The following is a 24,369-nucleotide window of genomic DNA, read 5'->3' on the forward strand; positions in this document are numbered from 1 at the left end:
TCGCCGGCACCGACAGTGGAGACAGGTCCCATGGTGGGGCCCGCAGCCAGAGAGACAGGAGAACATCATGAACGAGCAGGACGAACAGGTCGACCCCGGTGGGCAGGACCGTGCGATCGGCCAGGACAGCGCCTCTGCGCTGCCTTCAGCAGCAGGAGGAGGCGAGGAGGGGATCGCTACCGCCGAATTTGCCATCGTGGCTCTGGCCGCCGTGGGGTTTGCCGGGCTGCTAGTGAGCATTCTGAGCAGCGGAGGCGTCCGTGAGCTGCTGATGGGGCTGGTCCGTCAGGCCCTGTCCTTCTAAGGGACCGGTCATGTCACTACACCATCAGCGGGGCAGCAGCACGGCGGAATTCGCCGTGTTGCTGCCGGTCGTGGCCGCCTTCCTCGCCTTGGTTTTGGGTGCCGGCGTATGCGGTAGCACCCAAATCAGGTTGGAGCAGGCAGCCCGGGCAGCAGCCCGGGAACTGGCCCGCGGAGAACCTGCAGCCCATGCCGTGGAAACCGGGCACCGCCTGGCGGGGGAGAGTACCGCCGTCCGGGTCGGACCCGCTGGCCGGTATCGCAGTGTTGAAGTTACTCGAACGATCACCCTGCCCTGGTTCTCTGATCGCGAGCTCCTAGTGCTCAGCGCACAAGCCCAAGCGCGAACCGAAGAAGGCCCGCAACGTCCCGGTGGGCGCCAATGGTCCCTGACAGGAGCGCCGTGAAGACGTCCGAGCTGCGTGGTTCGGGAGCCGAACACGGTTCCGGCACACTGCTGGTCGTGGGTCTCGTCGCCGGCCTGGCCTTCTGTCTCGTCGTGGTCCTCTCGGTGTCTGCGGTGGCCACGGCTGCCAGTCGGGCGGCAGGCTCTGCCGATCTGGCCGCGTTGGCTGCCGCCGACGCGGCTCGTGGGCTGACCACCGGTGAGCCGTGCGCCGTCGCAGCTCGGACGGCAGCACGTAACGGGGCTCAGGTGGACCAATGCCTCAGGTCGGGCAGTGGTGGTGTGCTCGTCGATATTTGGACCAGTGTCCCGCTCGGGCCGGGCCTGTCGTGGCTGGCCCCGTTGGGGGTGGAAGCCAGCGGTCGTTCCCGGGCCGGACCGCCGACGAGCCCCTGGGCGCCTCCGGCCTGATCCGCCGCTTATGAGGAGTGGCGCAGCAACAGGTCTAGCAAGGCGACGGCTCCTGCCTTGTCCAAAGGATTATTGCGGTTGCCGCATTTGGGGGACTGGACGCAAGAGGGGCATCCCGCATCGCACTCACAGGCGGTGATGGTTTCGCGTGTGGCGCGCAGCCAGGTGGTCACCTGGTCGTACGCCCGCTCGACGAAACCCGCTCCGCCGGGATGCCCGTCGTAGACGAAGATGGTGGGCATCCCGGTATCCATATGCAAAGCCGTGGAGACCCCACCGATATCCCATCGGTCGCTGGTGGCCACCAGGGGGAGCATGCCGATGCCTGCGTGTTCTGCAGCATGCAAGGCTCCGGGGGCCGCGTCGGGCAAGATTCCGGCGGCCGCCATCTCACGTTCAGGCACCGTGAACCAGATGGCTTTGGTGAACAAGTCCCGAGCATCGAGTTCCAGAGGCTCTTCGCCGAGGATCTCGTTGGAGACCAACGCCTTGCGTTGGAAGGAAACCACCTGTGTGGTCACCTTTACCTCGCCGAAGTGCACCTGGACCGGGCCCCAATCCAGGGTGCGGAGAACTTCGAGAACACCAATGGTCGTGATGTCTCTGGCTTGGGTGTAGAAATCAGGGGTAGCTCGCTGCACCAGCACGCAATGGTCCTGCTCATTGAGTTCCTCCACCACATACGTGGTTCCTTGGTGCACATAGACCGCTCCGGTATGCGCCTGGTACTGCGTCTGGGGAGAGCCCATGGTTCCCAGGAGGGCCCCGGTGTCGGCGTCAATGATGTTCATCGGGCCGCCGCCGTCCGCCCTGAGGTTGACCATCGACGCAGCATTTTCAGGGTGGGTCCAGAACCAGCCCGAAGGGCGCCGACGCAGGTAGCCCCGCTCGACGAGTGAATCCAAGAGCCCGGCTGCGGTGGGGCCAAAGAGGTCGACGTCCTCGGCCCGCAAGGGCTGTTCAGCGGCTGCGGCACACAGGTGGGGCCCCAGGACGTAGGGGTTGGAAGGATCGAAGACGGTCGCCTCTACCGAGGTTTCAAAAATGGCTTCGGGGTGGTGGACCAGATAGGTATCCAAGGGATCGTCGCTGGCGACGAACGTGGCCAGTGCGTCCTGCCCAGCTCGCCCTGCGCGGCCGATCTGCTGGAAGAACGAGGCACGGGTTCCCGGCCAACCCGCCACCAGCACCGCGTCCAAACCGGCCACGTCGATGCCCAGTTCCAGGGCCGAAGTCGAGGCAATTCCCAGCAGTTCGCCGGTACGCAGTTGGATTTCCAGGTCCCGACGTTCCTCCGGCAGGTAGCCGGAACGGTAGGCGGCAATACGTCCGGGCAGCGAGGGGTGGACCTCGTCGACCAGCCGCCGGGCGATGCTGGAAATGGTTTCGGCACCCCGCCGCGATTTGATGAACGCGATAGTGCGGACCTGGCCACTGACCAGATGGGCCAAGAGATCAGCAGTTTCGGCGATGACGGTGCGGCGGACCGGGGCACCGTTCTCGCCCCGCCCCTCCAAGAGAGGGGGCTCCCAGAGTGCCACCACGGTTTGACCGTGGGGCGAGAAATCAACAGTCACCTCACGTGCCTCGGCGCCGATGAGCCGACCGAAGGATTCGGCCGGGTCGGCGCTGGTCGCCGATGCGCCGATGAACACGGGATCTGACCCGTAGTGGGCGCAGATTCGACGCAGGCGCCGCAGCAGGTTGGCCACATGGGAACCGAAGACTCCCCGATAACTGTGGGCTTCGTCGATGATCACATAGCTCAGCCGACGGAAGAACCTGGCCCATCCAGGGTGGTTGGGCAGAATGCCGAAATGAAGCATGTCTGGATTGGTCAACACGAGGTTGGCATGATCGCGTACCCAGCGGCGTTCTCCGGGCTCGGTATCCCCGTCGTAGCTGGCGACCTTCAGCGTGGGTAACCCCAACCCGATCAGCGCCGAGCGTTGGTCGGCGGCCAACGCCTTGGTGGGGGAGAGGTAGAGAACTACAGCACCGGTGGCCTGCAGGCTGACCGTCTGGTCCAGCTCGGCCCGGTGGACCGCGTCCAAGGCCGGCAGTTGGTAGGCCAGGGATTTGCCCGAGGCAGTGCCCGTGGCAACGATGGTGTGCTGGCCCTCGTGGGCGCTGTGCGCAGCCTGCACCTGATGCAACCAAGGAGTCTGGACTCCGGATCGTTCGAAGGCCTCCACGACCTCTGGGTGCGCCCATTCGGGCCACGGGCCATGGACTGCTTCTCGGGCAGGAATGACGTGTAAATGCGTCAATGCGTCCGGGGAAGCACCATGGCCCAGTTGCTCAATGAGTGCGTTGGGTTCTCTCACCGCATCATTGTGGCATCGTTGGCCGACAGAATGGTGGCCGGGGGCGATTAGTCCTTCTGGCCCTCAAGGGTGACGATGCTGCCGATGGGGGTCCAACCCAGATAGTGATACAACGCCTGCCCATCGGTGGAAGCGACCAAGAGGCCCTCTTCGACATCGTGTTCCAGAGCCAGTGAAACCAGGGCCCGCATCACCAGGCTGCCCAGTCCGCGGCGACGGAAATCATTGGCGGTGATGATCCGGTCGAAGACGGCGTACTCGTCGACGACGGCGACGTGCCCGCTGGCGGCAACGACCTCTGGATCATCTTCGAGGTGAATGGAGACGTAGGCATGTTTGCCATCACGTTCCGTCTCGATGGTGAAGCCCTCGGCAGGTCGAGGTGATTCCACGTCCTGGCCGGACATATCGGCGACCATCAAGGCCTCGTCCGAAGTGACCACACCCAAGCCGGCCGTCAGGGCAGCCTCGGTGGTACTGAGGGAATCGTTGGTGACGATCGTCAGCCGACGGGCAGGGTGCTTATGCAACGTCTCACTGACGGCCACGAGCTCCTCGGAGCTGGGCTCGTGGATGATGTATTCCCAGTCCCCGCTCGTGTCGTGGCGCAGGGCGGCATGGACCCGGCCTTCGGTGCGGCTTTCATAACCGCGGGCACCGACCCAGCCGGTGACCCAGACGCCAATCAAATTGTCAGTTGCAGTCGATCCCATGCTTCTGACAATACCCGGTGGTGCGATCCTCTGCAGAGTCGGGAGGGCAACTTCGGCACTTTGGTAGCGAATTGTTAACGACGGCGACCGTTCAGTGGGGCCCTCATCCCCGGTGCCGAAGGTGCGGTCCCGGTGCAGGCGCTGAGTCGGGGGTGCTCGCCTTATCCTTAAGGGATGGCCCAGCACCGCATCGCCCTCTTTTACGCCTTTAAACCGTTGCCCGATCCCGAGGCCATGCGCCTCTGGCAGCGGTCACTCCTCGAGCAATGGGGGCTGCGCGGACGCATCCTCATTTCGCGGGACGGAATCAATGGAACCGTGGGCGGGGAAATCCGTGCGGTGAAGCAATATCTGAAATCCACACGCGAATACCCTGCTTTTCATGGCCTGGATGTGAAGTGGAGCGACGGGAGCGCAGAGGATTTCCCGCGAATCTCGGTCAAGGTCCGTGAGGAGATCGTCTCGTTCGGGGCGCCGGGCGAATTGACGGTCACCGATGACGGAGTCCAAGGCGGCGGTCGGCATCTGAGTCCCCAACAGGTCCATGAACTCGTTGACTCCCGTCGCGAAGCGGGAGAAGAGGTGGTCTTCTTCGACGGACGCAACGCCTTCGAAGCGCAGATCGGCAAATTCCGTGATGCCGTCGTTCCTGACGTGCAGACCACCCGCGACTTCGTCAAGGAACTCGACTCGGGAAAATATGATGACCTGAAAGATAAACCAGTGGTCACGTATTGCACCGGCGGCATCCGCTGTGAGGTGCTCTCGGCACTGATGCTCAACCGCGGTTTCCATGAGGTCTACCAACTCGAAGGCGGTATTGCACGCTACGGCGAACAGTATGGGGACCGCGGCATGTGGGAGGGATCGCTCTATGTTTTCGACCGTCGGATGCACCTGGAATTCACGCCAGAGGCGGTGACGGTCGGGCGCTGCGTGGGCTGCCAGGGGCCGACAAATAAGTTCGAGAACTGCGCCACGGCCTCCTGCCGCAAATTGCGCTTATTCTGCGCTGATTGTGCCTCCGACGACCAGCTGCGGCTCTGCCCCGATTGCTACGCTTCCGGCCAGAGCCCGCTCGAGCCGTCCCCCACCACCTGATCTGCCTCTTCGACTGCGAAGACCTCGAAGCCGCGGGCCCGGTAATTGGCCAGGGCAGCAGGACCGTCAAGAGAGCACGTGTGGACCCACACACGGTGGACGGCAGCGAACCCCTCCCATCGGGTATGGAGGTCCCAGGCCCGTGCCGTCCCTTCGCTGAGCAGCAGACCGCCAAGGCCGCGTCCGAGCTGTTCGGGGAAAAGACCGAAATAGACGATTTCCACGACCCCGTCGGCTGAACCGCCGAGTTCGATGTAGCCGGCCGGAGCGCCGTCGACCGTCAACACCCAGGTCTCGCTGCCATCGCGTTGAACTTCGGCCGACCACTGCTCTCGGGTCAGGGGAAGCCGATCCGCCCAGTTCCAGGATCCGCCCACCGAACGGTAGAGGAACTTGCTGTAGTCGGCGGTGATCCCCGGGACCCGTTCGATCCGGGCCCCCTCGGGCAGGGGGCGGGCAGCAGGGTTCAAGGACCCGGCAGAGGTCATCTGCAGGGACGTCGTGGTGACCAAGGTCAAAACTGCTCCTCAAGTTCCGGTGCGGTCAGTGCATCGGAAGCCTATCCGCCGATAGGCTCAAGAGGTGAATATCTCGGACCCCCTCTCCGTCATGAACCATGCCCCGCTGAGTCACGAGCAGGATCTACTCGAAGCACTCGCCGCAGATCTGACCCGGGCCGGCTATGTTCAGGATGCCGTGGCCGTACTGCTCGGCGATGCCGCCCATGAGGCTCTGGGGCGGGACCAGATCGTACCGGCCAAACTGGTCGTTGAGAGGGTCCTGGAGGGCGGAACCACCGAAGCTTTGCCGGTGCTGGTGGGCTTGTGGCTTCTGGGGATGTCCTTCGGTGCGGAAGTTCTCGATGCTGCACTGCCACTGACCGGGGCCGCAGGTGCCAGCCGACTGCAGTTGATCGAAGCGGACGGAGAATATTTCCGTGCTGCTGCGGATCTGCGCCCCCACGCTAGCGATGTAGCTGCCGAAACGTGGATTGCCAGCGACCTCGGGGCCCACCAAAGGCCCGGGCCGTTGCGGCATGACCACGTGCTGGGCGTCGGCCGCGCCTCGGTGACACTGGCGCAGGCGGTCATTCGTCGCCCCGTGGAAAAAGCGTTGGATCTCGGCACGGGATCCGGTATCCAGCTCTTCTATCTGCTGACCCACTGCCAGCAAATCGTGGCCACCGATATCTCGGAACGGGCCCTGGCCTTCGCCAGGTTCAACCTCCTGCTCAACCACCAGACACTGGGGCTGGATCCACAACGGCTCGAGGATCGGGTCCAGCTTCGACACGGCTCACTGCTTGAACCCGTAGCGGGGGAAGAGTTCGATCTAGTCGTTTCCAACCCACCCTTCGTGATCACCCCGCGGCGGGAGACCGAGCGGGCCGAAGACCGATACACCTACCGTGACGGAGGCATGCCCGGAGACTCCCTCGTCGAGTCCCTCGTCCGCGGCCTGCCTGCCGTGCTCGCGCCAGGGGGCACGGCACAGCTGTTGGCGAACTGGGAAATCAGAGCCGCCGCAGAGCCTGCGTCGAACAACGAAAACCCTCCGGAAGGTGAAATTGCACCGGATGATAAAACACCTAGTGCCTGGGAGGTTCGGCCGCGTTCCTGGATTTCTTCCGGCACGGAGGCGTGGTTCATCCAGCGAGATGTCACCGCCCCCGAGGTTTATGCCGAAACCTGGTTGCGTGACGCCTCTCAGGGGCGTGATCAGGAAGCCTACGCCGAGGCCTATGGCGACTATTTGGAAGACTTCGCCGGCCGTGACGTGGACGGGATCGGCTTTGGCATGCTCTGGCTCCGCCGGCCGGTTCAACCGGGGCAACTGGGGTTCGGCCTCCGATTCGAGGAGATCGCTCATCCCCTGGAGCAGCCCATCGCTCCGTATCTGCAGGCGCAGATCGAGGCCACCGACTCCCTGATGGGACGTGACCGCGCGGAACTCGTTCTGGTGGTTGCCGATGATGTGACCGAAGAACGGCACCAGCGCCCCGGTGCGCAACATCCGGGGGTCATTCTGCTGCGGCAGGGGGCCGGGCTGCGCCGGACCACCCTGCTCAGTTCGGCGGAGGCCGGATTCGTTTCAGCCTGCGATGGCGAATTCAGCGCGGGTGTGCTGGCGCAGGCCGTTGCCTCCCTGGTGGAAGGGGACCCGCAGGAGATTGCCGATGACCTACTGGCCAGTGTTGATCGACTCGTTACCCAAGGGTTCGTCACCGAAATGCGAAACAAAGGCTAAACTTTTTTTGTATGACTCAGAACACATCCGGAGAAGAGCTGCCCACTGAGGCAAAGTTCCGGCGAGAGGCCCAAAAGCCGGTGGTCATCAGTGACCCGCAGGCCATCCGTGCGTTGGCACATGAAGCCCGGTTGGAGGTTCTCGAAGAGCTGTTCGCCTCGCAGTCCACCCGTACCGCGACCGAACTGGCTTCGCGCTGCAACCTGACGCCTAGCGCCATGAGTTATCATCTGCGGGCGTTGGAGAAATACGGCTATGTCGAACGTGCCGCCAGTGAAGGGGATGGGCGAGAGCGTCGTTGGAAGGCGGCCGGGGATCAGCTGGTGGTCGGTTCCCTGACCGAATCAACGGCAGCCAAGAACGCGTTCCTCAACGTCCAACTCAATGCCTTCCGCGAACGGCTCAGCGTGGAGATCAACCGCCGTGATGCAGAACGTAAGGCAGGAATCGAACCGTCTCCGGGCCGGCCACCGGTTCTGACCACCGGCATGGTGTTCCTGCGCAAGGAACTACAGGAGGAATTCGCTCAACGGGTCTACGGGCTGGTTGACGAATATGAGGCCATGGCAGAACCGGAAGAACGTGGTGTGGAAGGCGAACGGATCTACTACATGCTCTCCTTCCTGCCGGAAGTTGCCGCCACCGATTCCTGACCCGGCCAACGCGGCGTTGACCACAACCGGGGGTGTTGGCTTGCAGTTGGTGTGCCGGAAGCGGCTAACCTAGTGCAGAATGAGCAGGTGCGCCCCCAACGGCGTGCCATCAGCTGCAAATAGGAGTGTTGTGCCCCCCAAGGCCAAGGAAAAAACCGGCAAGAAACTCGTGATCGTCGAGTCACCGGCCAAGAGTAAGTCGATCGCCAAGTACCTGGGCGACGGCTTCATCGTCGATGCCTCGGTCGGTCATATCCGGGACCTTCCGCAGCCCTCGGAGCTGCCGGCGGAACTGAAGAAGTCCCCGGTCGGCAAGTTCGCCGTCGACCTGGAAAATGACTTCGAGCCCTATTACGTGGTCTATCCGGACAAGAAGAAGAAGGTTTCGGAGCTCAAAGCCGAGCTCAAGGATGCCGACGAACTCTATCTGGCTACCGATGCGGACCGCGAAGGCGAAGCCATCGCGTGGCACCTCCTGCAGGTCCTCAAGCCCAAGGTTCCGGTCTATCGTCTGGCCTTCACGGAAATTACCCAGGAAGGCATCGCCCGGGCCATGGAGAACATCCGTGAGCTCGATACCGATCTGGTCGATGCGCAGGAAACCCGTCGTGTTCTGGATCGGCTCTACGGATACGAGATTTCGCCCGTTTTGTGGCGCAAGGTCGCCCGGGGGCTCTCGGCAGGTCGCGTGCAGTCCGTGGCCACCCGCCTGGTCGTTGAACGTGAACGCGAACGGATGGCTTTCCGCTCGGCCTTCTACTGGGATCTGGCCGGCGAATTCGCCACCACCGCCGGGGAGTCATTCCGCGCCAAGCTCGTTGCCGTGGACGGTGGCCGTGTGGCCGCTGGCCGTGACTTCGATGACCGGGGCGCACTGAAGACCCCCAAATCCGGCACCGCAGTCGTCCACCTGGACGAAGCAGCCGCTACCTCGCTGGCCGCTGGCCTGCAGGATAGCGACTTCGCTGTCACCAATGTCGACACCAAGCCGTATACGCGCCGTCCCGCAGCACCTTTCACCACCTCGACCCTGCAGCAGGAAGCTTCACGCAAATTACGGTGGTCATCGAAGTCGACGATGCAGGTCGCCCAGCGTCTGTACGAAAACGGTTACATCACCTATATGCGTACCGACTCGGTGTTCCTCTCCAACGAGGCAGTCTCGGCCGCCCGGAAACAGGCCGCCGAACTGTATGGGCAGGAATCGGTACCGTCCAAGCCACGCATGTACAAGGCCAAATCCGATAGCGCCCAGGAGGCCCACGAGGCCATCCGGCCTTCTGGCGACGCCTTCCGCCGTCCTCGCGATGTGAAATCTCAGCTCGGGGCCGATGAGTTCCGCCTCTACGAACTGATCTGGAAGCGCACCGTTGCTTCACAGATGGCTGATGCCAAGGGCTCGACCGCTTCGGTCCGACTCGCCGGTGAATCCACCGACGGCCGGCGCGCCGAATTCTCAGCCTCCGGTACGGTCATCACCTTCCGCGGTTTCATGGCCGCTTATGAAGAGGGCAAGGACGTCTCAGCGGCCGAAGAAGCAGAAAAGGACGCCGAGCGCCGTCTGCCACAGCTGACCCAAGGCGACGCCCTCGTGGGCACAGACGTCACGGCTTCGGGCCACGAAACCTCCCCACCGCCGCGTTACACCGAGGCCTCGATTATCGCCGAACTCGAAGAACGAGAGATCGGTCGGCCCTCGACGTTCGCCCCCACGATTTCGACCATCATGGATCGTGGGTACGTCACCAAGCGCGGTGGCGCCCTGGTGCCGAGCTGGATCGCGTTCTCGGTGATCCGCCTGCTCGAGGAACACTTCGCCCAGTACGTCGACTACGGGTTCACTGCCCGTTTGGAAGATGATCTCGATGAGATCGCCGCAGGTCATCTGGCCCGCTCTGCCTGGCTGAAAGACTTCTATTTCGGCGACGGCGAGGAAAAGGGTTTGCAGGGAATCGTCGAGAATCTCGGTGATATCGACGCCCGCGCCATCAACTCGATCGACATCGCACCGGGCATCGTGTTGCGGGTGGGCAAATACGGCCCATACTTGGAACGTCCGGCGCCCGCAGGCTCCCCGGAGGGCACCGATCCCGAACGAGCGAACGTGCCCGAGGACCTGGCACCCGATGAACTCACCGCCGAAAAGGCCATCGACCTGATGGACAACGCCGGCCCCTCCGAACGCGTCCTGGGCACCGATCCGTCGACCGGACGCGAGATCGTGGCCAAAGACGGACGATACGGTCCCTTCGTGTCCGAGGTGATCGTTGAACCGACCGAGGAGGAACTGGCCGCCCGGCCGGTGGAATACTACAAGAACGGCAAACCCAAACCCCCGAAGAAGCCGGCGAAGATCAAGCCGCGCACCGGTTCGCTGTTCAAGTCCATGTCCTTGGAAACCATCACCCTCGATGATGCGCTGAAGCTACTCTCGCTGCCTCGTGTGCTCGGTACCGACGCCGAAGGCGTGGAGATCACCGTGCAGAACGGCCGCTTCGGCCCATATTTGAAGAAGGGCTCCGATTCGCGGTCCATCGGCACCGAGGAGGAGATCTTCACCATCACGCTGGAACAGGCGCTGGAGATCTACTCCCAGCCCAAACAACGCGGTGGCCGCGCAGCAACTCCGCCGTTGGCCGAGTTCGGCGACGACCCGGTCTCGGAGAAGCCGATCATCGTCAAGGAAGGCCGCTTCGGTGCCTACATCACCGATGGGGCCACCAACATCACGGTTCCGCGGGGGACCGCAGTCGAGGACCTGACTCGTGAGCAGGCAGTGGAGCTATTGGCCGAGAAGCGCGCCAAGGGGCCGGTCAAGCGCGGCAGCAAGGCCCCGGCCAAGCGCCCGGCAGCCAAGAAGAAGAAGTAGCGCAGGCGGAGGCAGCGATGCGACTGGGCGTCCTTGATATTGGTTCGAACACGGTTCACCTGCTGTTGATCGATGCTTATCCGGGTGCACGGCCCACTGCCTTCGCCTCGCATAAGCGACCGCTGTCCTTGGTGGCTTACCTCGACGAGGACGGTGCGATTACCGAGGACGGCCAGCGCGAGCTGCTTGATTTTGTTCATGAAGCCTCGCTGTTCGCCACCCGTCACCGTGCTGAGGATCTGCTCGCGTTTTGCACCTCGGCGATTCGCAGCGCCAGCAACGGTCCGGCCGTCCTCGAACGAGTCATGCAGGAAACCGGGATCCAGTTGGCTGAGCTCTCCGGCGAACAGGAATCGGGGATGACCTACCATGCGGTCCGTCGCTGGTTCGGCTGGAGTTCGGAACGCATCCTGGACCTCGACATCGGCGGCGGATCATTTGAAATGGCCTACGGGACCGACGAATTCCCTGAGCTGGCCCTTTCGGTGCCCCTCGGCGCCGGCCGACTGACCCGCGATTGGCTCCCCGGGGATCCGCCCCGCACCTCCGATGTGAAAGCGCTACGTGCCTACGTCAAGGACACGTTGGCCGAACCACTGGCCCGGATCGCCCAACATCCCAAACCGACCCTGGTCACCGGTACGTCCAAGACCTTCAGATCCTTGGCCCGGATCACCGGGGCCGCGCCCAGCGCCGAGGGAATTCATGTCAAACGGGTCTTGCGGCTCGAAGACCTCAAACTCTGGACCCGCCGGCTCGAAGCCATGACGACCCTGGAACGCACCGAGCTACCAGGGGTCTCCGAAGTACGCGCACCACAGATGCTCGCCGGAGCCATCGTGGCCTCCGTGGCCATGAACACCCTCGGCGTGAAATCCTTGCGCATCTGCCCGTGGGCGCTGCGTGAAGGGTTGATCCTTCGACGCTTCGACCACCTGATCTTTGACGGACCTTTACCTCTGGGGAGTAGCGTGGGAGTTGGCCACGTCGAACTCGGCCAGCTGCCGAGGGTGCCCACCGTGGGCGCGGTCGATTGAAAAGAGGGAGCCAGGCAATGTCGAAGGATCCGATTCAGGTGGGGTTGTCCAGTGCATCGGTGTTCCCGCTGAACGTTCACGATGCCTTCGCCATGTCGCACGACCTGGGCTACGACGGCGTCGAGGTGCTGGTTACTGGCAACCACCTGTCGCAGGACCCCCGCAAGCTGAACGAACTCAGTTCCCGCTACGATCAGCCGATCTTGGCGATCCACGCCCCGACCCTGCTGCTGACCCAGCAGGTCTGGGGAGATGCCTGGTCAAAGATCGAGATGTCCGCAGCCATGGCCCGTGACGTCGGCAGTGATGTCGTGGTCGTCCACCCCCCATTCCGCTGGCAAGGCGGGTATGCGACCGGATTCGCCGACGGCGTCAAGAAGATCATGGACGATTACGGTGTGCGTATTGCCGTGGAGAACATGTATCCATGGCGGGCCCGCGGCCGTGAGGCCAAGATGTACTTGCCGCACTGGAACCCCGTTCCGCAACCCTACGAGTACGTCACCTGGGATTTCTCCCATGCCGCCATCGCGAACGTGGACTCGCTGCAATCCATTCAGTCCCTCGGCAGCCGCCTCAGCCACGTCCACCTCTGCGATGGGGTTGATAACGGCAAGGACGAGCACTTGGTCCCCGGACGGGGCACCCAGCCGGTTGTCGAGTCGATGCGGTACCTCCGGGACAGCGGATGGGACGGCCATGTCGTCGTGGAGGTGTCGACCCGCAAGGCCAAGGGAGCCGGCGGACGCGAGGAATGGCTGGCAGAGACCCTCCGCTTCGCCCGAGAACACCTCGAACCTGCCCCAGCCGATACCTCCACGGATTCCTCCACGCTGCGGTCCTGAGAGGCCCCCCGGGCCCGCCACGTGAGGGGCGGCGACACGGCCGGTGCACACACCATGGAAGAATGATTCCATGGCAACTTCGAATGAAACCCCTGACACCCCGTCGACTGGACAGCGCCTGGCCTTCATCGGCACCGGCAACATGAACGGGGCGATTCTCCGTGGGATCCTCGCCGGAGGGTTCGACCCCCAGTCCATCACGGCCACGGTGCGTGGCAGCGAAAAAGCGGAGCTCCTAGCGACCGACACCGGGGTTGCCACCCTGGCCACTTCCGAGGATGAGAAAGCCAACCGGCAAGCGGTGGCAGCGGCCGACATTGTCTTCGTGGGCGTCAAACCTGTCGGTATCCAAGATGCCTGCCGCGATATCGCCCCGGCCCTTCCCGAGCGGGCCGTCGTCGTCAGTGTGGCCGCCGCGGTGACCATCGCCATGATCGAAGCGTCGCTGCCAGAGGGGCAGTCGGTCGTCCGCGCCATGCCAAACACCCCCCTGACCGTTGGCAAGGGCGTCGTGGCTCTCGCGGGAGGTTCTTCCACGAGCGAGGCCGACCTTGAAGCGGTCTCCGCGTTGCTCTCCGGATCCGGAATGGTGCGCGTGGTCTCGGAAGACCAGATCGATGCCGTTTCGGCGGTGAGTGGCTCCGGTCCCGCCTACGCCTTCTACCTCGCCGAGGCGATGGCCGCTGCGGGTGAAGAACTGGGCCTAGAGACCGGGTTGGCTCGCGATCTGGCGCGGGCGACAGTTGCCGGTGCCGGGGTCATGCTCGACGAACCGCATGCCGACCCCTCCGCGCTGCGCACCGCAGTCACCAGCCCCGGGGGCACCACCCAGGCCGCTTTGGAGGGCTTCGACGCGGCGGGGGTGCGTGCAGGAATCGGTTCAGGCGTTAAGGCAGCTTCCGAGCGGGCGGCGCAGATCACTCGCGAGCTGGCCGGCTAGATCCCCCGGCCTAAGGGCGGGAAGCGAATCGTTCGAGCAGGTCCACGTGTCCGGAAACGATGAGGATGTCCCGCCGGGTGACCTTGGTATCGGGCTGGGCATAGGTGAAGTCCTCTCCGGGAGACTTCACGCCGACGATGGTCACTCCGTATTTGGACCTGACTTGTGATTCGCCCAGGGTGAAGCCCTGAGTTTCCTTCGGTGGGTACATTTTGACGATCGCGAACCCATCGTCGAACTCGATAAAGTCCAACATGCGCCCACCCACCAAGTGGGCTGCGCGCACTCCGGCATCAGCTTCCGGGTAAACTACGTGGTTGGCACCGATCCGCGAGAGGATCTTGCCGTGTGAAGGAGTAATCGCCTTCACCCAGAGGTGCTCGACCCCGAGATCGACCAGGTTCACGGTGATCAGCACCGAGGACTCAATCGAGGTGCCCACGCCGACCACCGCCGAACTGAAGTCCTGGGCTCCGAGCTGACGCAAGGCATCGACGTTGGTCGCATCGGCCTCCACCACATGGGTGAGCGTACCGGCCCACTTCTGCACCAGATCCTGGTTCCGTTCGATGGCCAGAACTTCCCGGCCCTGGCGCACGAGCTGATTGGCCACCGCCGCACCGAAGCGGCCCAGACCGATGACCAGCACCGGCGCATTGTGGTTCGACGAGTTATCAGCCAATGATCGGCCTCTCTTCCGGATAGTGGTACAACTGGTTGCGTTGGCGCAGGCTCAGTGCCGTCGCCAGTGTAATGGTGCCCACGCGTCCGGCAAACATGAGGGCGGAGAGAACATATTTACCCTCGGGTGGGAGTTCGGCAGCCAGATTCGTGCTCAGCCCCACCGTGCCGAACGCGGAAATCGAATCGAAAAGGACCCGGTCCAACGGTTCGTCGCTGATGGATAGGATCAGGCCGGTCCCCACGCTGACCAGTGTGGCGCCGAGAACGGCGACGGAGATCGCCACGCGCATGGTGCTTTCGGGGATGCGCCGGCCGAAGGCCTTGATGTCTTTATCGCCCCGCGCTTCGGCCACTATGGCCAAAAACATCACGGCGATCGTCGTGACCTTGATGCCACCCGCGGTGGAGGCGGAACCGCCGCCGGCGAACATCAGGGCATCGGTGAGCAGCATCGTGGAGGATTCGAGCTGGTTCTGGTCGACCAGGGAAAAACCAGTTGAACGGGTCATCGCCGAAGCGAAGAAGGAGTGGATGAGCTTATCTGACAGGCTCATCCCGCCGATCGTCTGCGGGTTGTTCCACTCCATGAGGCCCCAGCTGAGGCTGCCCACCAGCAGCAGGATGCCCGAGACCACGACGGTCAGTTTGGTGTGGAGGTTCCATTTGCGGAATTTACCGCGGAAGACGATCAGCACCATGAGGGCCGGGAACCCCAGAGAACCGATGATGGCCCCGACCGTGATGGGGACCAGAACCCACAAATCGGTTTCGTAGGGGACCAAACCATCGGAATGCGGGGTGAAACCAGCACTGTTGAAAGCCGAGATTGCGTAGAAGATCCCATGCCAGATGGCCTGGCCGATGGACTCGCCCAACACCAAGAACCGTGGGGCGAGGGCCAGCGCCAGCAGGGCTTCGATGGTCACCGACGTCGTGATGACGACCCGCAACAAAGTGCCGACCTCTCCGAGGCGCCCAACATTTTGGATGTTCATCGCTTCCTGGGCGCGGAGCTTGCCGCGCACGCCCAGCCGTTTGCTCACCGCCAAGGAGAGTAACGAGGCCAGCGTCAGGATGCCCAGACCACCTATGAAGATGCCGACGATGATGACTACTTGGCCAAAGAACGACCAGTGTGCCGCCGTGGACACCACCGTCAGGCCGGTCACGCAGACAGCTGAAGTGGCCGTGAAGAGGGCATCGTGGAGGGGAGTGAATTCCCCGCTAGAGGAGGCCACCGGCAACGAAAGCAGTGTCGTGAACAGGGCGATGACCAGAAGGAATACACCGATTGCCAACCGTGCCGGCGAGGTGGCCGCGACAGTGTCGACGAAGTCGCGTACCCCGTGGAGGAAACGCGGCACGGCGTTCCCCCAACTGAGCGGGGTGGCTGGTGGTATGGCGGACATGGTCGCGGGCTGCTCCGGGAAACGGTGGATCCGGGCGTTTCCCGGCACTGTCCACAGTAAAGCACCTCCCACCGGCTAGGCGGCGGGCAACCGCCGCGGCGATGACATTCACCCGTCGGAGGGCGATATCGCGTAGCCTGACCCCGTGAGCTTGACGACACCGCCTTCACCGCCGACGGAGATCCTCTGGAGCGAGGACTTGATGTCCTACCGTTTCAGTGACAGTCATCCGATGCATCCCTCGCGTCTGGATCTGACCATGCGCATGATCGAGGGTCTGGGCATCCTGGAGCGGAAGAACATCTCACTATTGGCCCCCGAGGTTGCCACCATCGACGAGCTGGCGCTTGTACACGAACGGGAATACATCTCAGCGGTCCAATACGCCGGCGAGCATCCTGATGAAGTCAACGAGGAACGCGGGCTGGGCACGGAGGACACCCCGGCTTTCGCCGATATCCATGAGGCCAGTGCCCGCCTGGCTGGAGGTTCGCTCCAGGCGGCCGAGGCAGTGCTGGCCGAACGTGCCCTGCATGTGGTCAACTTTGCCGGCGGCATGCACCATGCTTCCCGTGGCAAAGCCAGCGGATTCTGCATCTACAACGACGCCGCGTTGGCCATCCAGCGGCTTCTCGACGGTGGTACGCAGCGGGTCGTCTATATCGACGTAGATGCCCACCACGGCGATGGAACCCAATCGATCTTCTGGGATGACCCCCGGGTCCTGACCATTTCCTTGCACGAATCGGGGATGTCACTGTTCCCCGGGACGGGCTTCGCCAATGAGACAGGTGGCACCGAAGCCATCGGCAGTGCGGTGAACGTGGCACTGCCGGCAGGGACCACCGATGCTGGCTGGTTGCGAGCCTTCCACGCGGTGGTACCGCAACTGGTGGCCGCCTTCGAACCCGAGGTGATCGTCAGTCAACACGGCTGTGACGGTCATCGCGAGGACGATTTGAGCAATCTCCGTTTGAGCGTCGACGGTCAACGACAAAATGCCCTGGATATTTCCGACCTGGCCGAACGCCACTGTGGCGGACGGTGGATCGCCACCGGCGGTGGGGGATATAACCTCATCCAGGTCGTTCCCCGGGCGTGGAGCCATCTGGTGGCGATCGCTGGAGGCCAGCCGGTGCCGTTGCGTACCGAGGTGCCGGGCAGCTGGTTGGCCTATGTGAAAGAAAAGTACGGTGCCGCCGGTCCCGCGCTGATGAACGATGGCGTCGACCTCTGGTGGCGCTCCTGGGAAGTGGGCTACGACCCGGCTGATTTCATTGACCGGACCATCATGGCCACCCGCAAAGAGGTCTTTCCCGTCTTTGGGCTCGACCCGTGGTTCGACTGAGCGTTCAGGGGCCGGGATGCCCGGACGAACATCTGCGGATAAGGTGATGGAATGACCTTCGACGACGTCTTTTCCGTCCTGGCAGATCCGACCCGGCGCAGGATCCTCGAGGCCCTGCGTGAAGAGGAGAACTCCGTGGGAGACCTCGTCCAGCTCCTTGAGGTGTCCCAGCCGACGGTATCCAAACATCTGAAGGTTTTACGTGAAGTCGGTGTGCTGCGCATGCGTGCCGATGGGCAGCGTCGAATCTATTCTGTCGAACCAGGGGCCCTGCACCGGGCCGCCAGCTGGTTGGCTGCATTTCCTGGCCACGCTGGTGCCGAAATGGCCGTGACCGCGATTACGCGCGCAGAATACAAGAAAGACGGGTCATTCGGCAACGACCTCGATACGGCAACTGTCGACGACAATGCGGGGGAGGAAGCGACGGTCCGAGCTTTGGAGACGGCGGCTTCGTATCGTTCCGCCCAGCAACGAGAACTGGAGGAGCGTTCCGCCCAGGAGGCGTTGGCTCTTGAGCAGGAAAACCCCGCAAACCCGGGCTCCGGGAACACTCCACAACAGTTGGGGCGGACCGTGGGGCGTACAGTTGAACAGGTCACCGGTCGGGCCCAGGACCTTCTCGAAAGGCTACAGAAACCGAAGTTCGGCCGGCGCCGCTAGAGGCGGCCATCGGGCTGGTCTACGTTACGACTGGTTCTCGGATATTTTACGATCGGTTGGGTCTGATGGCCCCGGACGTGCCATTGTTCTTCTCGGAGCGCCGACGCTCATCACCCCCCCCTATGGGTGCCGTCGCGCCCACCCCGTAAGTTCTAAGGAGTACCGCTTGGATCAGCATCTGCTCGATATCCGCGAAGACGTTTTCCACCGCAATCAGGGTGAATCCGAATTCCACCAGGCCGTGACCGAGGTCTTCGAAAGCCTCAACACAGTGATCGGCAAGCACCCCGAATACGCCGACGCGGCCATTCTGCAGCGCATGTGCGAGCCCGAGCGCCAGATCATCTTCCGTGTCCCGTGGACCGATGACGAGGGCAAGGTGCAGATCAACCGCGGCTTCCGGGTTGAATTCAACTCGGCGCTCGGCCCGTATAAGGGCGGCCTGCGCTTCCACCCCTCGGTCTACCTGGGCACCGTAAAGTTCTTGGGCTTCGAACAGGTCTTCAAGAACGCCCTGACCGGAATGCCCATCGGCGGCGGCAAGGGCGGTTCGGACTTCGACCCGCGCGGCCGGTCCGAAGGCGAGGTCATGCGCTTCTGCCAGTCCTTCATGACCGAGCTGTACCGCCACATCGGCGAATACACCGACGTTCCCGCCGGCGATATCGGTGTGGGAGGCCGTGAAATCGGCTTCCTCTTCGGCCAGTACAAGCGGATCACCAACCGCTACGAATCGGCCGTGCTCACCGGAAAGGGCATGGGCTGGGGAGGCTCGCTGCTGCGTCCGGAGGCTACCGGATATGGCGCCGTCCTGTTCGCCCAGGAGATGCTCAAGACCCGAGGGGCCACCTTCGACGGCCAGCGCGTGGTCGTCTCCGGGTCGGGCAACGTGGCCATCAACGCCATCGACAAGGCACAGTCCCTCGGGGCGACGGCCGTCGCGGCCTCCGACTCCGGCGGATACATCGTCGACGAAGCCGGCATCGACGTGGCCCTGCTGCGCCAGATCAAGGAAGTCGAACGCGGTCGGATCAGCGAATATGCCGAACGGCGCGGTGGCAAGGCGAAATATGTCGAGAACGGCTGTGTCTGGGATGTGGACGCCACGGTGGCCCTGCCCAGCGCCACGCAGAACGAACTCGAAGCCAAGGACGCCAAACGTCTGGTCGAAGCGGGCATCGTCGCGGTCGCCGAAGGGGCGAACATGCCCTGCACCGCCGATGCCACCGCCATCTTCCAGGAGGCAGGGGTCCTCTTCGGGCCGGGCAAGGCAGCCAACGCCGGTGGTGTGGCAACCTCCGCGCTGGAGATGCAGCAGAACGCCAGCCGTGATTCGTGGAGCTTCGGTCACACCGAACGCCGTCTCGAGGAAATCATGATTGGCATCCACTCCACGTGTGCCACGACTGCGGACCGCTACGGAAAACCCGGCAACTACGTCGCCGGCGCCAATATCGCCGGCTTCACCAAGGTCGCCGATGCCATGCTGGCCCTGGGCGTCATCTAGGTCCAACACCCGAAACCCTCGGTCGATGTCCCGCACGCCACGGCGTCCGGGACATCGTCGTGTCAGGGGTGTTTACATGGGGGTATGGAGAACACCGAAGCACTCACCGCCCACCGCATCGACCCGGACGCGCCGAAGCAAGATGATATCGACACGTATCGTCTGCTCGCCGGGGACATTGCCTCGGGGGCCGCGGTGGTGGCCACACGCAGATATAGCCGAGACATCGCCGCGACGGTCACCGGGTTTTTGGACGTGTCCTACGATCCGCCGACGATGCTGGTCAGCCTCTACGGGGACGGTCGCATAGGTGAAGCAGTCTCCGAATCCGAGGGGTGGACCCTGTCGCTGTTGCACGGGGAGCACCAGGGGATCGCCAACTGGTTGGCCAGCCCCGCCAACCCCGTCCATGGCCTGTTGAGCCAAGTCCCCTTCCGGCGGGCGCCGGTGAGCGGGGCCGCAGTGATCGACGGTGCGATTTCCTGGTTCGATCTGAGAACGACGGCAGTGCACGAAGTGGCAACACATCTGGTGGTCGTCGGTGAGGTCGTGGCCATGGGCACCACCGAGGATTCGGCCGGTGGGAACGACCCACTGATCCACTTTTCCCGTGAATACCGGCATTTGAGGCGATGACCGGCAGGACGCCGTCGTGGCCCAGTATTCCAAGGTTCGGCGCTTGGCCCAGATGAACACGGGATGACCGGAGTTCGTGCGACGGGTTTCACAATCACACCACCAGCCACTAGTGTGGTCTGCTAGATGGTACTGCGTGCGGTTTTTCTGCGCGTTGCCTCGCTGGGGTGTTCCTTATCATCCGATTCAGGAGAAATTGCCGATGGCCGACGCTAAGAACTTTTCGAACGCGCGCTTCATGACGGTGGCGGAAGTCGCCGAGATGATGCGTGTGTCGAAAATGACTGTGTATCGCCTCGTGCACGCAGGAGACCTTCCGGCAGTCCGCTTCGGTCGCTCGTACCGCGTTCCGGAGACCGCCGTTGAGGAATACCTGAAAACCGCGCGTGTGGATGGGGCGTCGGAGACCGCCTGAGGGCGTGGTCCGCATGGCCTCCATGGGCAAGGTAAACTAGTAGGGAACATTTAACGTCCGCGACGGTTGCTGCCTGCTCCCCGCGTGGCCGTCAGCAGTAATCAAACATTAGTCTGTGAGGAACCAAATGGGCTCAGTTATCAAGAAGCGCCGCAAGCGGATGGCCAAGAAGAAGCATCGTAAGCTGCTTCGCAAGACGCGCCACCAGCGCCGCAATAAGAAGTAGCACCCGGCGGGACATGATCCCGCTCTGGGCGCATGACGGCGGGGCCCCACCTTCGGGTGGGGCCCCGCCGTCGTTATATCAGGAGATCGGCGCGGAAACGTTGCCTGCCGCCCGTTCAGCGTGCGTTAGGGGCGGAAGTGACGCCGCATCATTTGCAGGCCGCGCCAGAGGCCGTAGGCGGCTCCCGACAGGGTTGCGGCCCGGATGCCGATGGTTGCCGCACGTCGACCCCGTCGGAAGTCGTAGACGGGCCAGTTGTGGGCCAGGGCGTGTCGGCGCAGCCGTACGTCGGGGTTGATCGCCACCGGATGCCCGACGACGGTGAGCAGCGGCACGTCGTTATAGGAGTCGCTATAGGCCCAACTCTCCGACAGGTCTAGATCTTCGCGTGCGGCCAGCTCGGTGACGGCGGTGGCCTTGGCCGGTCCGTGCAGGATCTCGCCGACCAGTCGGCCCGTGTAGACCCCCTCGTGCTGGTCCACCACGGTGCCCAGGGCCCCGGAGAGGCCCAGCTTGCCAGCGATCACCTCGGCCACTTCCACGGGTGTGGCCGTCACCAGCCACACAGGGCGGCCCCCATCGAGATGCGCCTGCGCCAGCGCCCGGGTCCCGGGCCAGATCCGGCTCGCAATGAATTCGTCGTAGATCTCGTCGCCGAGGGCGCTCATGTCGTCGACCAAGATGCCTGCGGCCAGGGCCAGCGCCTGGTCCCTGATCCGATGGACTTGTGCCAGGTCCTCGCCGCGCAGGATGAAACTGACCTGCTGCACGCCCATCCACAGGGCATGGCGCAGACTGAACGCCCCGCGACTGTACATTTTGCGGGCCACGGCAAACAGGCTGGCCCCGCGCATCATGGTGTTGTCGACATCGAAGAAGGCGGCAGCATGCCCACGAATGGGTGGGTCTGCGGATACGTGGGCGGCGCGGGGCTGCTCTGGCATCTGGACAGTCTATCCACCGACGCCGAGCACACGAGCTGTGGTGCGCGTCATGGGACGGCTCGTTTCTGCTGCACAGCGGTGGTGAAACGGTAGGTTGAGAGTATGGATTCTTCGTTTCAGACACCTCGGGTCAGGCTCTTGAGCCGGACCGGCTGCCATCTCTGCGCGGCCGCCCGCACCACCGTCCAAACGGTGGCGGAACGGCATGGAGTCGCTTGGGACGAGGTTCTCATTGATGACGATCCAGCGCTCATGCACGAATTTGGCGAAGAGGTTCCGGTGCTGCTGGTCGACGGCGTACAACGGGATTTCTGGGTGATCGATGCTGACCGGCTCGAGAAGTTGATCGGCGCGTGATTCCCGTGCAAAAGGCATTACCTGAAGCGACGCTGAGCCGGATGACCGGCTATCTTCGGGCGTTGGAAGCCATGCGCGAGGTCGGCCGCTCGACCATCTCCTCGGAAGTTCTGGCCGCCGCTGCCGGCGTGAATTCGGCAATCCTGCGTAAGGACCTGTCGTTGCTGGGGACCTTCGGGACTCGTGGTGTCGGCTACCGGATCGAAGTGCTGGCTGAGACCATCTCCGCGACCCTGGGGTTGGAACGGGATTGGCGGGTCGGGATCCTTGGCGCCGGCAACCTGGGCCGTGCACTCGCCGGCTACGCCGGGTTCCGGGAGGGCGGGTTCAGCATCCAAGCCGTCTTCGATGTCGCCGAAAATATCATCGGCGATACCGTGGCCGGGCTCACGGTCCGCCCGGTGGGTGAACTGGCAGCCGCGACCGCGGAACTGGGTTTGAACATGGCCGTATTAGCCGTGCCCGGGCCGGCGGCCCAGAGACTTTGCGACCGGGTCGTTGGTGCGGGGATCACCAACATTCTGAGTTTCGCCCCGGTCATCCTCCACGTCCCCGAGGGCATCCACATACGTCGGGTAGATATGGCCCGCGAGCTGCAGATCCTGGCCTACCATGCAGGATTCGGGGCCGGCAGGCCGGCTGACCCGGCCTGACGCCTCCTAGCGGAAACCGCCGCGCTTACGCTGGGTCATCGCCTTCACGTATTGCGAGGAAGGTGTTAACCAGGCGAACACGATCCCGGCGATGCCCAGCACGGTGATGATCAGGGTCAAAGGATCCGAGGGGGCCACGAGGCCAATCAATGAAATCGCCGCGAACACGGTTCCGGTGATTCGTGCCCCGTTGCTGCCCTTGCGGATGAAGCTCGCGATCAGGGCATATACCCCTGCCGTGACGACCATGAGGATGGTGGCGACGATCTTCATCGGGGCGACCATGGACTGGATGTCGATCCCCGCATCCTTGAACTGTCGCTGCATCTCGGGATCTTGGGCGGACATGGCCTCGTTGAACGCCTGCATGAACACCGAGGAGGGGACGAAGATGAGGACGAGTGCCTGCACCAGGGTGAGGATCCCAGCAGCCATGATCAGCCAGAAGGCGATATTGAGCTGTTTCGGCGGCGTCGGCCTCGTACCGGCAGGACCGGCAAACCCCGGCGCTCCACCGGCGGGCTGCTGGCCGTAGCCATAGCCGTAGGCAGAGGGGGCTGGAGTGGAGTAGCCCTGTCCGGGGGGCGGTAGGTTCGGCTGACCGGGCTGGCCGTAGCCCGGAGGCAGGCCGGGACCCGGCTGGCCGTACTGGCCTGGACCGTATTGTCCCTGGCCGTACTGGCCCGGGGCGTTTTGGCCGTATTGCGGGGATCCGGAGGCGCCTGCTCCGCCGTCGGGCAGGCGCTGCCCGTACTGCGGAGGTCCGGGCACCGGCGGAACGCCGTCACCGGAGACGGCGTCCGGGTCTTGTCGGGGATCCTCGGGGGTGGGGGTGCTCATTCTCTGTCCTCCAATGGTCTTGCGTACGGCGGGCCCAGTTCCCAGACTAATGCGCCACCCCCGGGCCGGGGCATCATCAAGAAGGCTGAATTGTGCCGGACCGAAGCAAGAGTGGGCGGGATCACTACTTCCTTTTAGGTGTCGCCGCAAAGTTTTGAGACACTGGGGGCATGCCTGTCGCCACCGTCCACCTGCTCCGTCACGGGGAGGTCTACAACCCGGACAAGGTGCTCTATGGTCGGCTACCCGGATTCCACCTCTCCGACCTCGGGCACACCATGGCATATCGGGCCGCTGAGTACTTCGGTGCCCAGCGAAAGGCAGGAGCCGAGATCGTGCATCTGGCGGCCTCGCCGTTGGTCCGGGCCCAGGAAACCGCCGAACCCACGTCCCAGGCCCTGGACCTGCAGATCGCCACCGATGACCGACTGATCGAGGGTGGGAACCATTTCGAAGGACTCTCCGGAGTCAAGGGTCACCTGCGCAACCCGCGGCACTGGCCCTATCTCATCAACCCGTTGCGTCCGTCCTGGGGGGAGCCCTACCAGGTCCAGGTCGAACGCATGATGTCCGCAGTGAAGGATCACCGCGACCGGGCCGTTTCACTCGGCGGCCCCGGGGCACAGGCAGTGCTGGTCAGCCACCAGCTACCCATCTGGGTAACGCGCCTGGCCGCCGAAAAAAAGCACCTATGGCATGACCCCCGGAAGCGGCAATGCACGCTAGCGTCGGTCACCAGCCTGGATTTTGAGGGGGAACGGCTCGTTGCCGTTCGTTATACCGAACCCTGCGCTGACCTGCTGGCCAACGCGGCTAATATCCCCGGAGCCTAAAG

Annotated in this window: 26 protein-coding genes; 19 read left to right on the forward strand and 7 right to left on the reverse strand. The window is 63.5% G+C overall.

Annotated features, from left to right (window positions below):
* Positions 1–67: 67 nt before the first annotated feature.
* The 3 genes from FM101_RS07645 to FM101_RS07655 are packed head-to-tail and all read left to right on the forward strand — an operon-like array spanning position 68 to position 1,120.
* Positions 68–304: a DUF4244 domain-containing protein gene (locus FM101_RS07645; RefSeq protein WP_086997827.1), complete on the forward strand. Its 237-nt coding sequence runs from the start codon at positions 68–70 to the stop codon at positions 302–304.
* 10 nt (positions 305–314) lie between these two features.
* Entirely contained in the window at positions 315–710 is a 396-nt protein-coding gene (locus tag FM101_RS07650; protein WP_086997830.1) for a TadE family type IV pilus minor pilin, read from the forward strand.
* A complete protein-coding gene (locus FM101_RS07655) occupies positions 707–1,120 on the forward strand; it encodes an Rv3654c family TadE-like protein (RefSeq protein WP_241895326.1) in 414 nt (137 codons plus the stop codon). The genes FM101_RS07650 and FM101_RS07655 overlap by 4 nt, the downstream gene beginning before the upstream one ends.
* An 8-nt stretch (positions 1,121–1,128) precedes the next feature.
* Here the strand turns inward: FM101_RS07655 and FM101_RS07660 are convergent, their stop codons facing one another.
* Together FM101_RS07660 and FM101_RS07665 are read right to left on the reverse strand one after the other, a co-directional pair.
* Positions 1,129–3,447: a DEAD/DEAH box helicase gene (locus FM101_RS07660; protein ID WP_086997835.1), complete on the reverse strand. Its 2,319-nt coding sequence runs from the start codon at positions 3,445–3,447 to the stop codon at positions 1,129–1,131.
* A gap of 47 nt (positions 3,448–3,494) precedes the next feature.
* Positions 3,495–4,160 (reverse strand): GNAT family N-acetyltransferase, encoded by a 666-nt coding sequence (locus tag FM101_RS07665; protein ID WP_086997838.1) that lies wholly within the window; start codon positions 4,158–4,160, stop codon positions 3,495–3,497.
* Positions 4,161–4,334: 174 nt separating this feature from the next.
* Between FM101_RS07665 and FM101_RS07670 the strand changes: the two genes are divergently transcribed.
* The gene (locus FM101_RS07670; protein ID WP_086997840.1) at positions 4,335–5,261 is read left to right on the forward strand and encodes a rhodanese-related sulfurtransferase; all 927 of its coding nucleotides are present in this window, start codon (positions 4,335–4,337) and stop codon (positions 5,259–5,261) included.
* Here FM101_RS07670 and FM101_RS07675 read toward each other — a convergent pair.
* Positions 5,216–5,779, reverse strand: coding sequence for a GNAT family N-acetyltransferase (locus FM101_RS07675; RefSeq protein WP_241895324.1), 564 nt, complete (start codon positions 5,777–5,779; stop codon positions 5,216–5,218). The two genes, FM101_RS07670 and FM101_RS07675, sit on opposite strands and share 46 nt — an antisense overlap.
* A gap of 64 nt (positions 5,780–5,843) precedes the next feature.
* Between FM101_RS07675 and FM101_RS07680 the strand changes: the two genes are divergently transcribed.
* From FM101_RS07680 to proC, 6 genes are all read left to right on the forward strand, one after another.
* Complete coding sequence (locus FM101_RS07680) at positions 5,844–7,508, forward strand: DUF7059 domain-containing protein (protein WP_342744373.1); 1,665 nt, start codon at positions 5,844–5,846, stop codon at positions 7,506–7,508.
* 11 nt (positions 7,509–7,519) lie between these two features.
* The gene (locus FM101_RS07685; RefSeq protein ID WP_086997843.1) at positions 7,520–8,161 is read left to right on the forward strand and encodes an ArsR/SmtB family transcription factor; all 642 of its coding nucleotides are present in this window, start codon (positions 7,520–7,522) and stop codon (positions 8,159–8,161) included.
* A 130-nt stretch (positions 8,162–8,291) separates the two neighbouring features.
* Positions 8,292–11,030 (forward strand): type I DNA topoisomerase, encoded by a 2,739-nt coding sequence (gene topA / locus FM101_RS07690; protein ID WP_086997846.1) that lies wholly within the window; start codon positions 8,292–8,294, stop codon positions 11,028–11,030.
* A gap of 17 nt (positions 11,031–11,047) precedes the next feature.
* Positions 11,048–12,067 carry an exopolyphosphatase gene (locus FM101_RS07695; RefSeq protein ID WP_086997849.1) on the forward strand — a complete coding sequence of 340 codons (1,020 nt, stop codon included), beginning with the start codon at positions 11,048–11,050 and terminating at the stop codon, positions 12,065–12,067.
* A 17-nt stretch (positions 12,068–12,084) separates the two neighbouring features.
* Positions 12,085–12,912, forward strand: a complete 828-nt coding sequence (locus FM101_RS07700; protein ID WP_086997852.1) for a sugar phosphate isomerase/epimerase family protein — start codon at positions 12,085–12,087, stop codon at positions 12,910–12,912.
* A gap of 70 nt (positions 12,913–12,982) precedes the next feature.
* Positions 12,983–13,852, forward strand: a complete 870-nt coding sequence (gene proC, locus FM101_RS07705) for a pyrroline-5-carboxylate reductase (RefSeq protein ID WP_086997854.1) — start codon at positions 12,983–12,985, stop codon at positions 13,850–13,852.
* A gap of 10 nt (positions 13,853–13,862) precedes the next feature.
* Here the strand turns inward: proC and FM101_RS07710 are convergent, their stop codons facing one another.
* Positions 13,863–14,501 (reverse strand): potassium channel family protein, encoded by a 639-nt coding sequence (locus FM101_RS07710; protein ID WP_086998031.1) that lies wholly within the window; start codon positions 14,499–14,501, stop codon positions 13,863–13,865.
* Between the two features lie 25 nt (positions 14,502–14,526).
* The gene (locus FM101_RS07715) at positions 14,527–15,945 is read right to left on the reverse strand and encodes a TrkH family potassium uptake protein (RefSeq protein ID WP_086998034.1); all 1,419 of its coding nucleotides are present in this window, start codon (positions 15,943–15,945) and stop codon (positions 14,527–14,529) included.
* Between the two features lie 202 nt (positions 15,946–16,147).
* Here FM101_RS07715 and FM101_RS07720 point away from each other — a divergent pair, with 202 nt between their 5' ends.
* The 6 genes from FM101_RS07720 (at position 16,148) to FM101_RS07745 (ending at position 20,740) form a co-directional block, all read left to right on the forward strand.
* On the forward strand, positions 16,148–17,293 hold the full coding sequence (locus FM101_RS07720; RefSeq protein WP_086997857.1) for an acetoin utilization protein AcuC: 1,146 nt from the start codon (positions 16,148–16,150) through the stop codon (positions 17,291–17,293).
* A gap of 51 nt (positions 17,294–17,344) precedes the next feature.
* Entirely contained in the window at positions 17,345–17,956 is a 612-nt protein-coding gene (locus FM101_RS07725) for an ArsR/SmtB family transcription factor (RefSeq protein ID WP_086997861.1), read from the forward strand.
* A 166-nt stretch (positions 17,957–18,122) separates the two neighbouring features.
* Positions 18,123–19,463: an NADP-specific glutamate dehydrogenase gene (gene gdhA / locus FM101_RS07730; RefSeq protein ID WP_086997864.1), complete on the forward strand. Its 1,341-nt coding sequence runs from the start codon at positions 18,123–18,125 to the stop codon at positions 19,461–19,463.
* A gap of 84 nt (positions 19,464–19,547) precedes the next feature.
* Positions 19,548–20,099: a flavin reductase family protein gene (locus tag FM101_RS07735; RefSeq protein ID WP_086997867.1), complete on the forward strand. Its 552-nt coding sequence runs from the start codon at positions 19,548–19,550 to the stop codon at positions 20,097–20,099.
* 202 nt (positions 20,100–20,301) lie between these two features.
* Positions 20,302–20,514: a helix-turn-helix domain-containing protein gene (locus FM101_RS07740; protein WP_086997870.1), complete on the forward strand. Its 213-nt coding sequence runs from the start codon at positions 20,302–20,304 to the stop codon at positions 20,512–20,514.
* Positions 20,515–20,641: 127 nt separating this feature from the next.
* Positions 20,642–20,740 carry a 30S ribosomal protein bS22 gene (locus FM101_RS07745; RefSeq protein WP_003792170.1) on the forward strand — a complete coding sequence of 33 codons (99 nt, stop codon included), beginning with the start codon at positions 20,642–20,644 and terminating at the stop codon, positions 20,738–20,740.
* Positions 20,741–20,865: 125 nt separating this feature from the next.
* Here FM101_RS07745 and FM101_RS07750 read toward each other — a convergent pair whose 3' ends face one another.
* The gene (locus tag FM101_RS07750; RefSeq protein ID WP_086997872.1) at positions 20,866–21,684 is read right to left on the reverse strand and encodes an HAD family hydrolase; all 819 of its coding nucleotides are present in this window, start codon (positions 21,682–21,684) and stop codon (positions 20,866–20,868) included.
* 102 nt (positions 21,685–21,786) lie between these two features.
* Between FM101_RS07750 and FM101_RS07755 the strand changes: the two genes are divergently transcribed.
* Positions 21,787–22,041: a glutaredoxin family protein gene (locus FM101_RS07755; protein ID WP_086997875.1), complete on the forward strand. Its 255-nt coding sequence runs from the start codon at positions 21,787–21,789 to the stop codon at positions 22,039–22,041.
* Positions 22,038–22,694 carry a redox-sensing transcriptional repressor Rex gene (locus tag FM101_RS07760; RefSeq protein WP_241895322.1) on the forward strand — a complete coding sequence of 219 codons (657 nt, stop codon included), beginning with the start codon at positions 22,038–22,040 and terminating at the stop codon, positions 22,692–22,694. The genes FM101_RS07755 and FM101_RS07760 overlap by 4 nt, the downstream gene beginning before the upstream one ends.
* A 6-nt stretch (positions 22,695–22,700) precedes the next feature.
* Here FM101_RS07760 and FM101_RS07765 read toward each other — a convergent pair whose 3' ends face one another.
* A complete protein-coding gene (locus tag FM101_RS07765; protein WP_086997881.1) occupies positions 22,701–23,534 on the reverse strand; it encodes a hypothetical protein in 834 nt (277 codons plus the stop codon).
* Between the two features lie 170 nt (positions 23,535–23,704).
* On the opposite strand from FM101_RS07765, the gene FM101_RS07770 reads away from it, so the two are divergent.
* On the forward strand, positions 23,705–24,367 hold the full coding sequence (locus tag FM101_RS07770; protein ID WP_086997884.1) for a histidine phosphatase family protein: 663 nt from the start codon (positions 23,705–23,707) through the stop codon (positions 24,365–24,367).
* Positions 24,368–24,369: the final 2 nt, after the last annotated feature.

Origin of the sequence: Arthrobacter rhombi (assembly GCF_900163545.1) — a bacterium.
GTDB classification, from domain to species: domain Bacteria; phylum Actinomycetota; class Actinomycetes; order Actinomycetales; family Micrococcaceae; genus Arthrobacter_H; species Arthrobacter_H rhombi_A.

What these genes read in the sequence shown, in the direction of transcription:
- FM101_RS07645 (WP_086997827.1), top strand. Translation starts at nt 68, where the DNA reads ATGAACGAGCAGGACGAACAGGTCGACCCCGGTGGGCAGGACCGTGCG.
- FM101_RS07765 (WP_086997881.1), bottom strand. Translation starts at nt 23,534, where the DNA reads ATGAGCACCCCCACCCCCGAGGATCCCCGACAAGACCCGGACGCCGTC.
- FM101_RS07735 (WP_086997867.1), top strand. Translation starts at nt 19,548, where the DNA reads ATGGAGAACACCGAAGCACTCACCGCCCACCGCATCGACCCGGACGCG.
- FM101_RS07670 (WP_086997840.1), top strand. Translation starts at nt 4,335, where the DNA reads ATGGCCCAGCACCGCATCGCCCTCTTTTACGCCTTTAAACCGTTGCCC.
- FM101_RS07770 (WP_086997884.1), top strand. Translation starts at nt 23,705, where the DNA reads ATGCCTGTCGCCACCGTCCACCTGCTCCGTCACGGGGAGGTCTACAAC.
- FM101_RS07665 (WP_086997838.1), bottom strand. Translation starts at nt 4,160, where the DNA reads ATGGGATCGACTGCAACTGACAATTTGATTGGCGTCTGGGTCACCGGC.
- FM101_RS07685 (WP_086997843.1), top strand. Translation starts at nt 7,520, where the DNA reads ATGACTCAGAACACATCCGGAGAAGAGCTGCCCACTGAGGCAAAGTTC.
- FM101_RS07740 (WP_086997870.1), top strand. Translation starts at nt 20,302, where the DNA reads ATGGCCGACGCTAAGAACTTTTCGAACGCGCGCTTCATGACGGTGGCG.
- FM101_RS07650 (WP_086997830.1), top strand. Translation starts at nt 315, where the DNA reads ATGTCACTACACCATCAGCGGGGCAGCAGCACGGCGGAATTCGCCGTG.
- proC (WP_086997854.1), top strand. Translation starts at nt 12,983, where the DNA reads ATGGCAACTTCGAATGAAACCCCTGACACCCCGTCGACTGGACAGCGC.
- FM101_RS07715 (WP_086998034.1), bottom strand. Translation starts at nt 15,945, where the DNA reads ATGTCCGCCATACCACCAGCCACCCCGCTCAGTTGGGGGAACGCCGTG.
- FM101_RS07755 (WP_086997875.1), top strand. Translation starts at nt 21,787, where the DNA reads ATGGATTCTTCGTTTCAGACACCTCGGGTCAGGCTCTTGAGCCGGACC.
- FM101_RS07720 (WP_086997857.1), top strand. Translation starts at nt 16,148, where the DNA reads ATGTCCTACCGTTTCAGTGACAGTCATCCGATGCATCCCTCGCGTCTG.
- FM101_RS07745 (WP_003792170.1), top strand. Translation starts at nt 20,642, where the DNA reads ATGGGCTCAGTTATCAAGAAGCGCCGCAAGCGGATGGCCAAGAAGAAG.
- FM101_RS07700 (WP_086997852.1), top strand. Translation starts at nt 12,085, where the DNA reads ATGTCGAAGGATCCGATTCAGGTGGGGTTGTCCAGTGCATCGGTGTTC.
- FM101_RS07750 (WP_086997872.1), bottom strand. Translation starts at nt 21,684, where the DNA reads ATGCCAGAGCAGCCCCGCGCCGCCCACGTATCCGCAGACCCACCCATT.
- FM101_RS07725 (WP_086997861.1), top strand. Translation starts at nt 17,345, where the DNA reads ATGACCTTCGACGACGTCTTTTCCGTCCTGGCAGATCCGACCCGGCGC.
- FM101_RS07695 (WP_086997849.1), top strand. Translation starts at nt 11,048, where the DNA reads ATGCGACTGGGCGTCCTTGATATTGGTTCGAACACGGTTCACCTGCTG.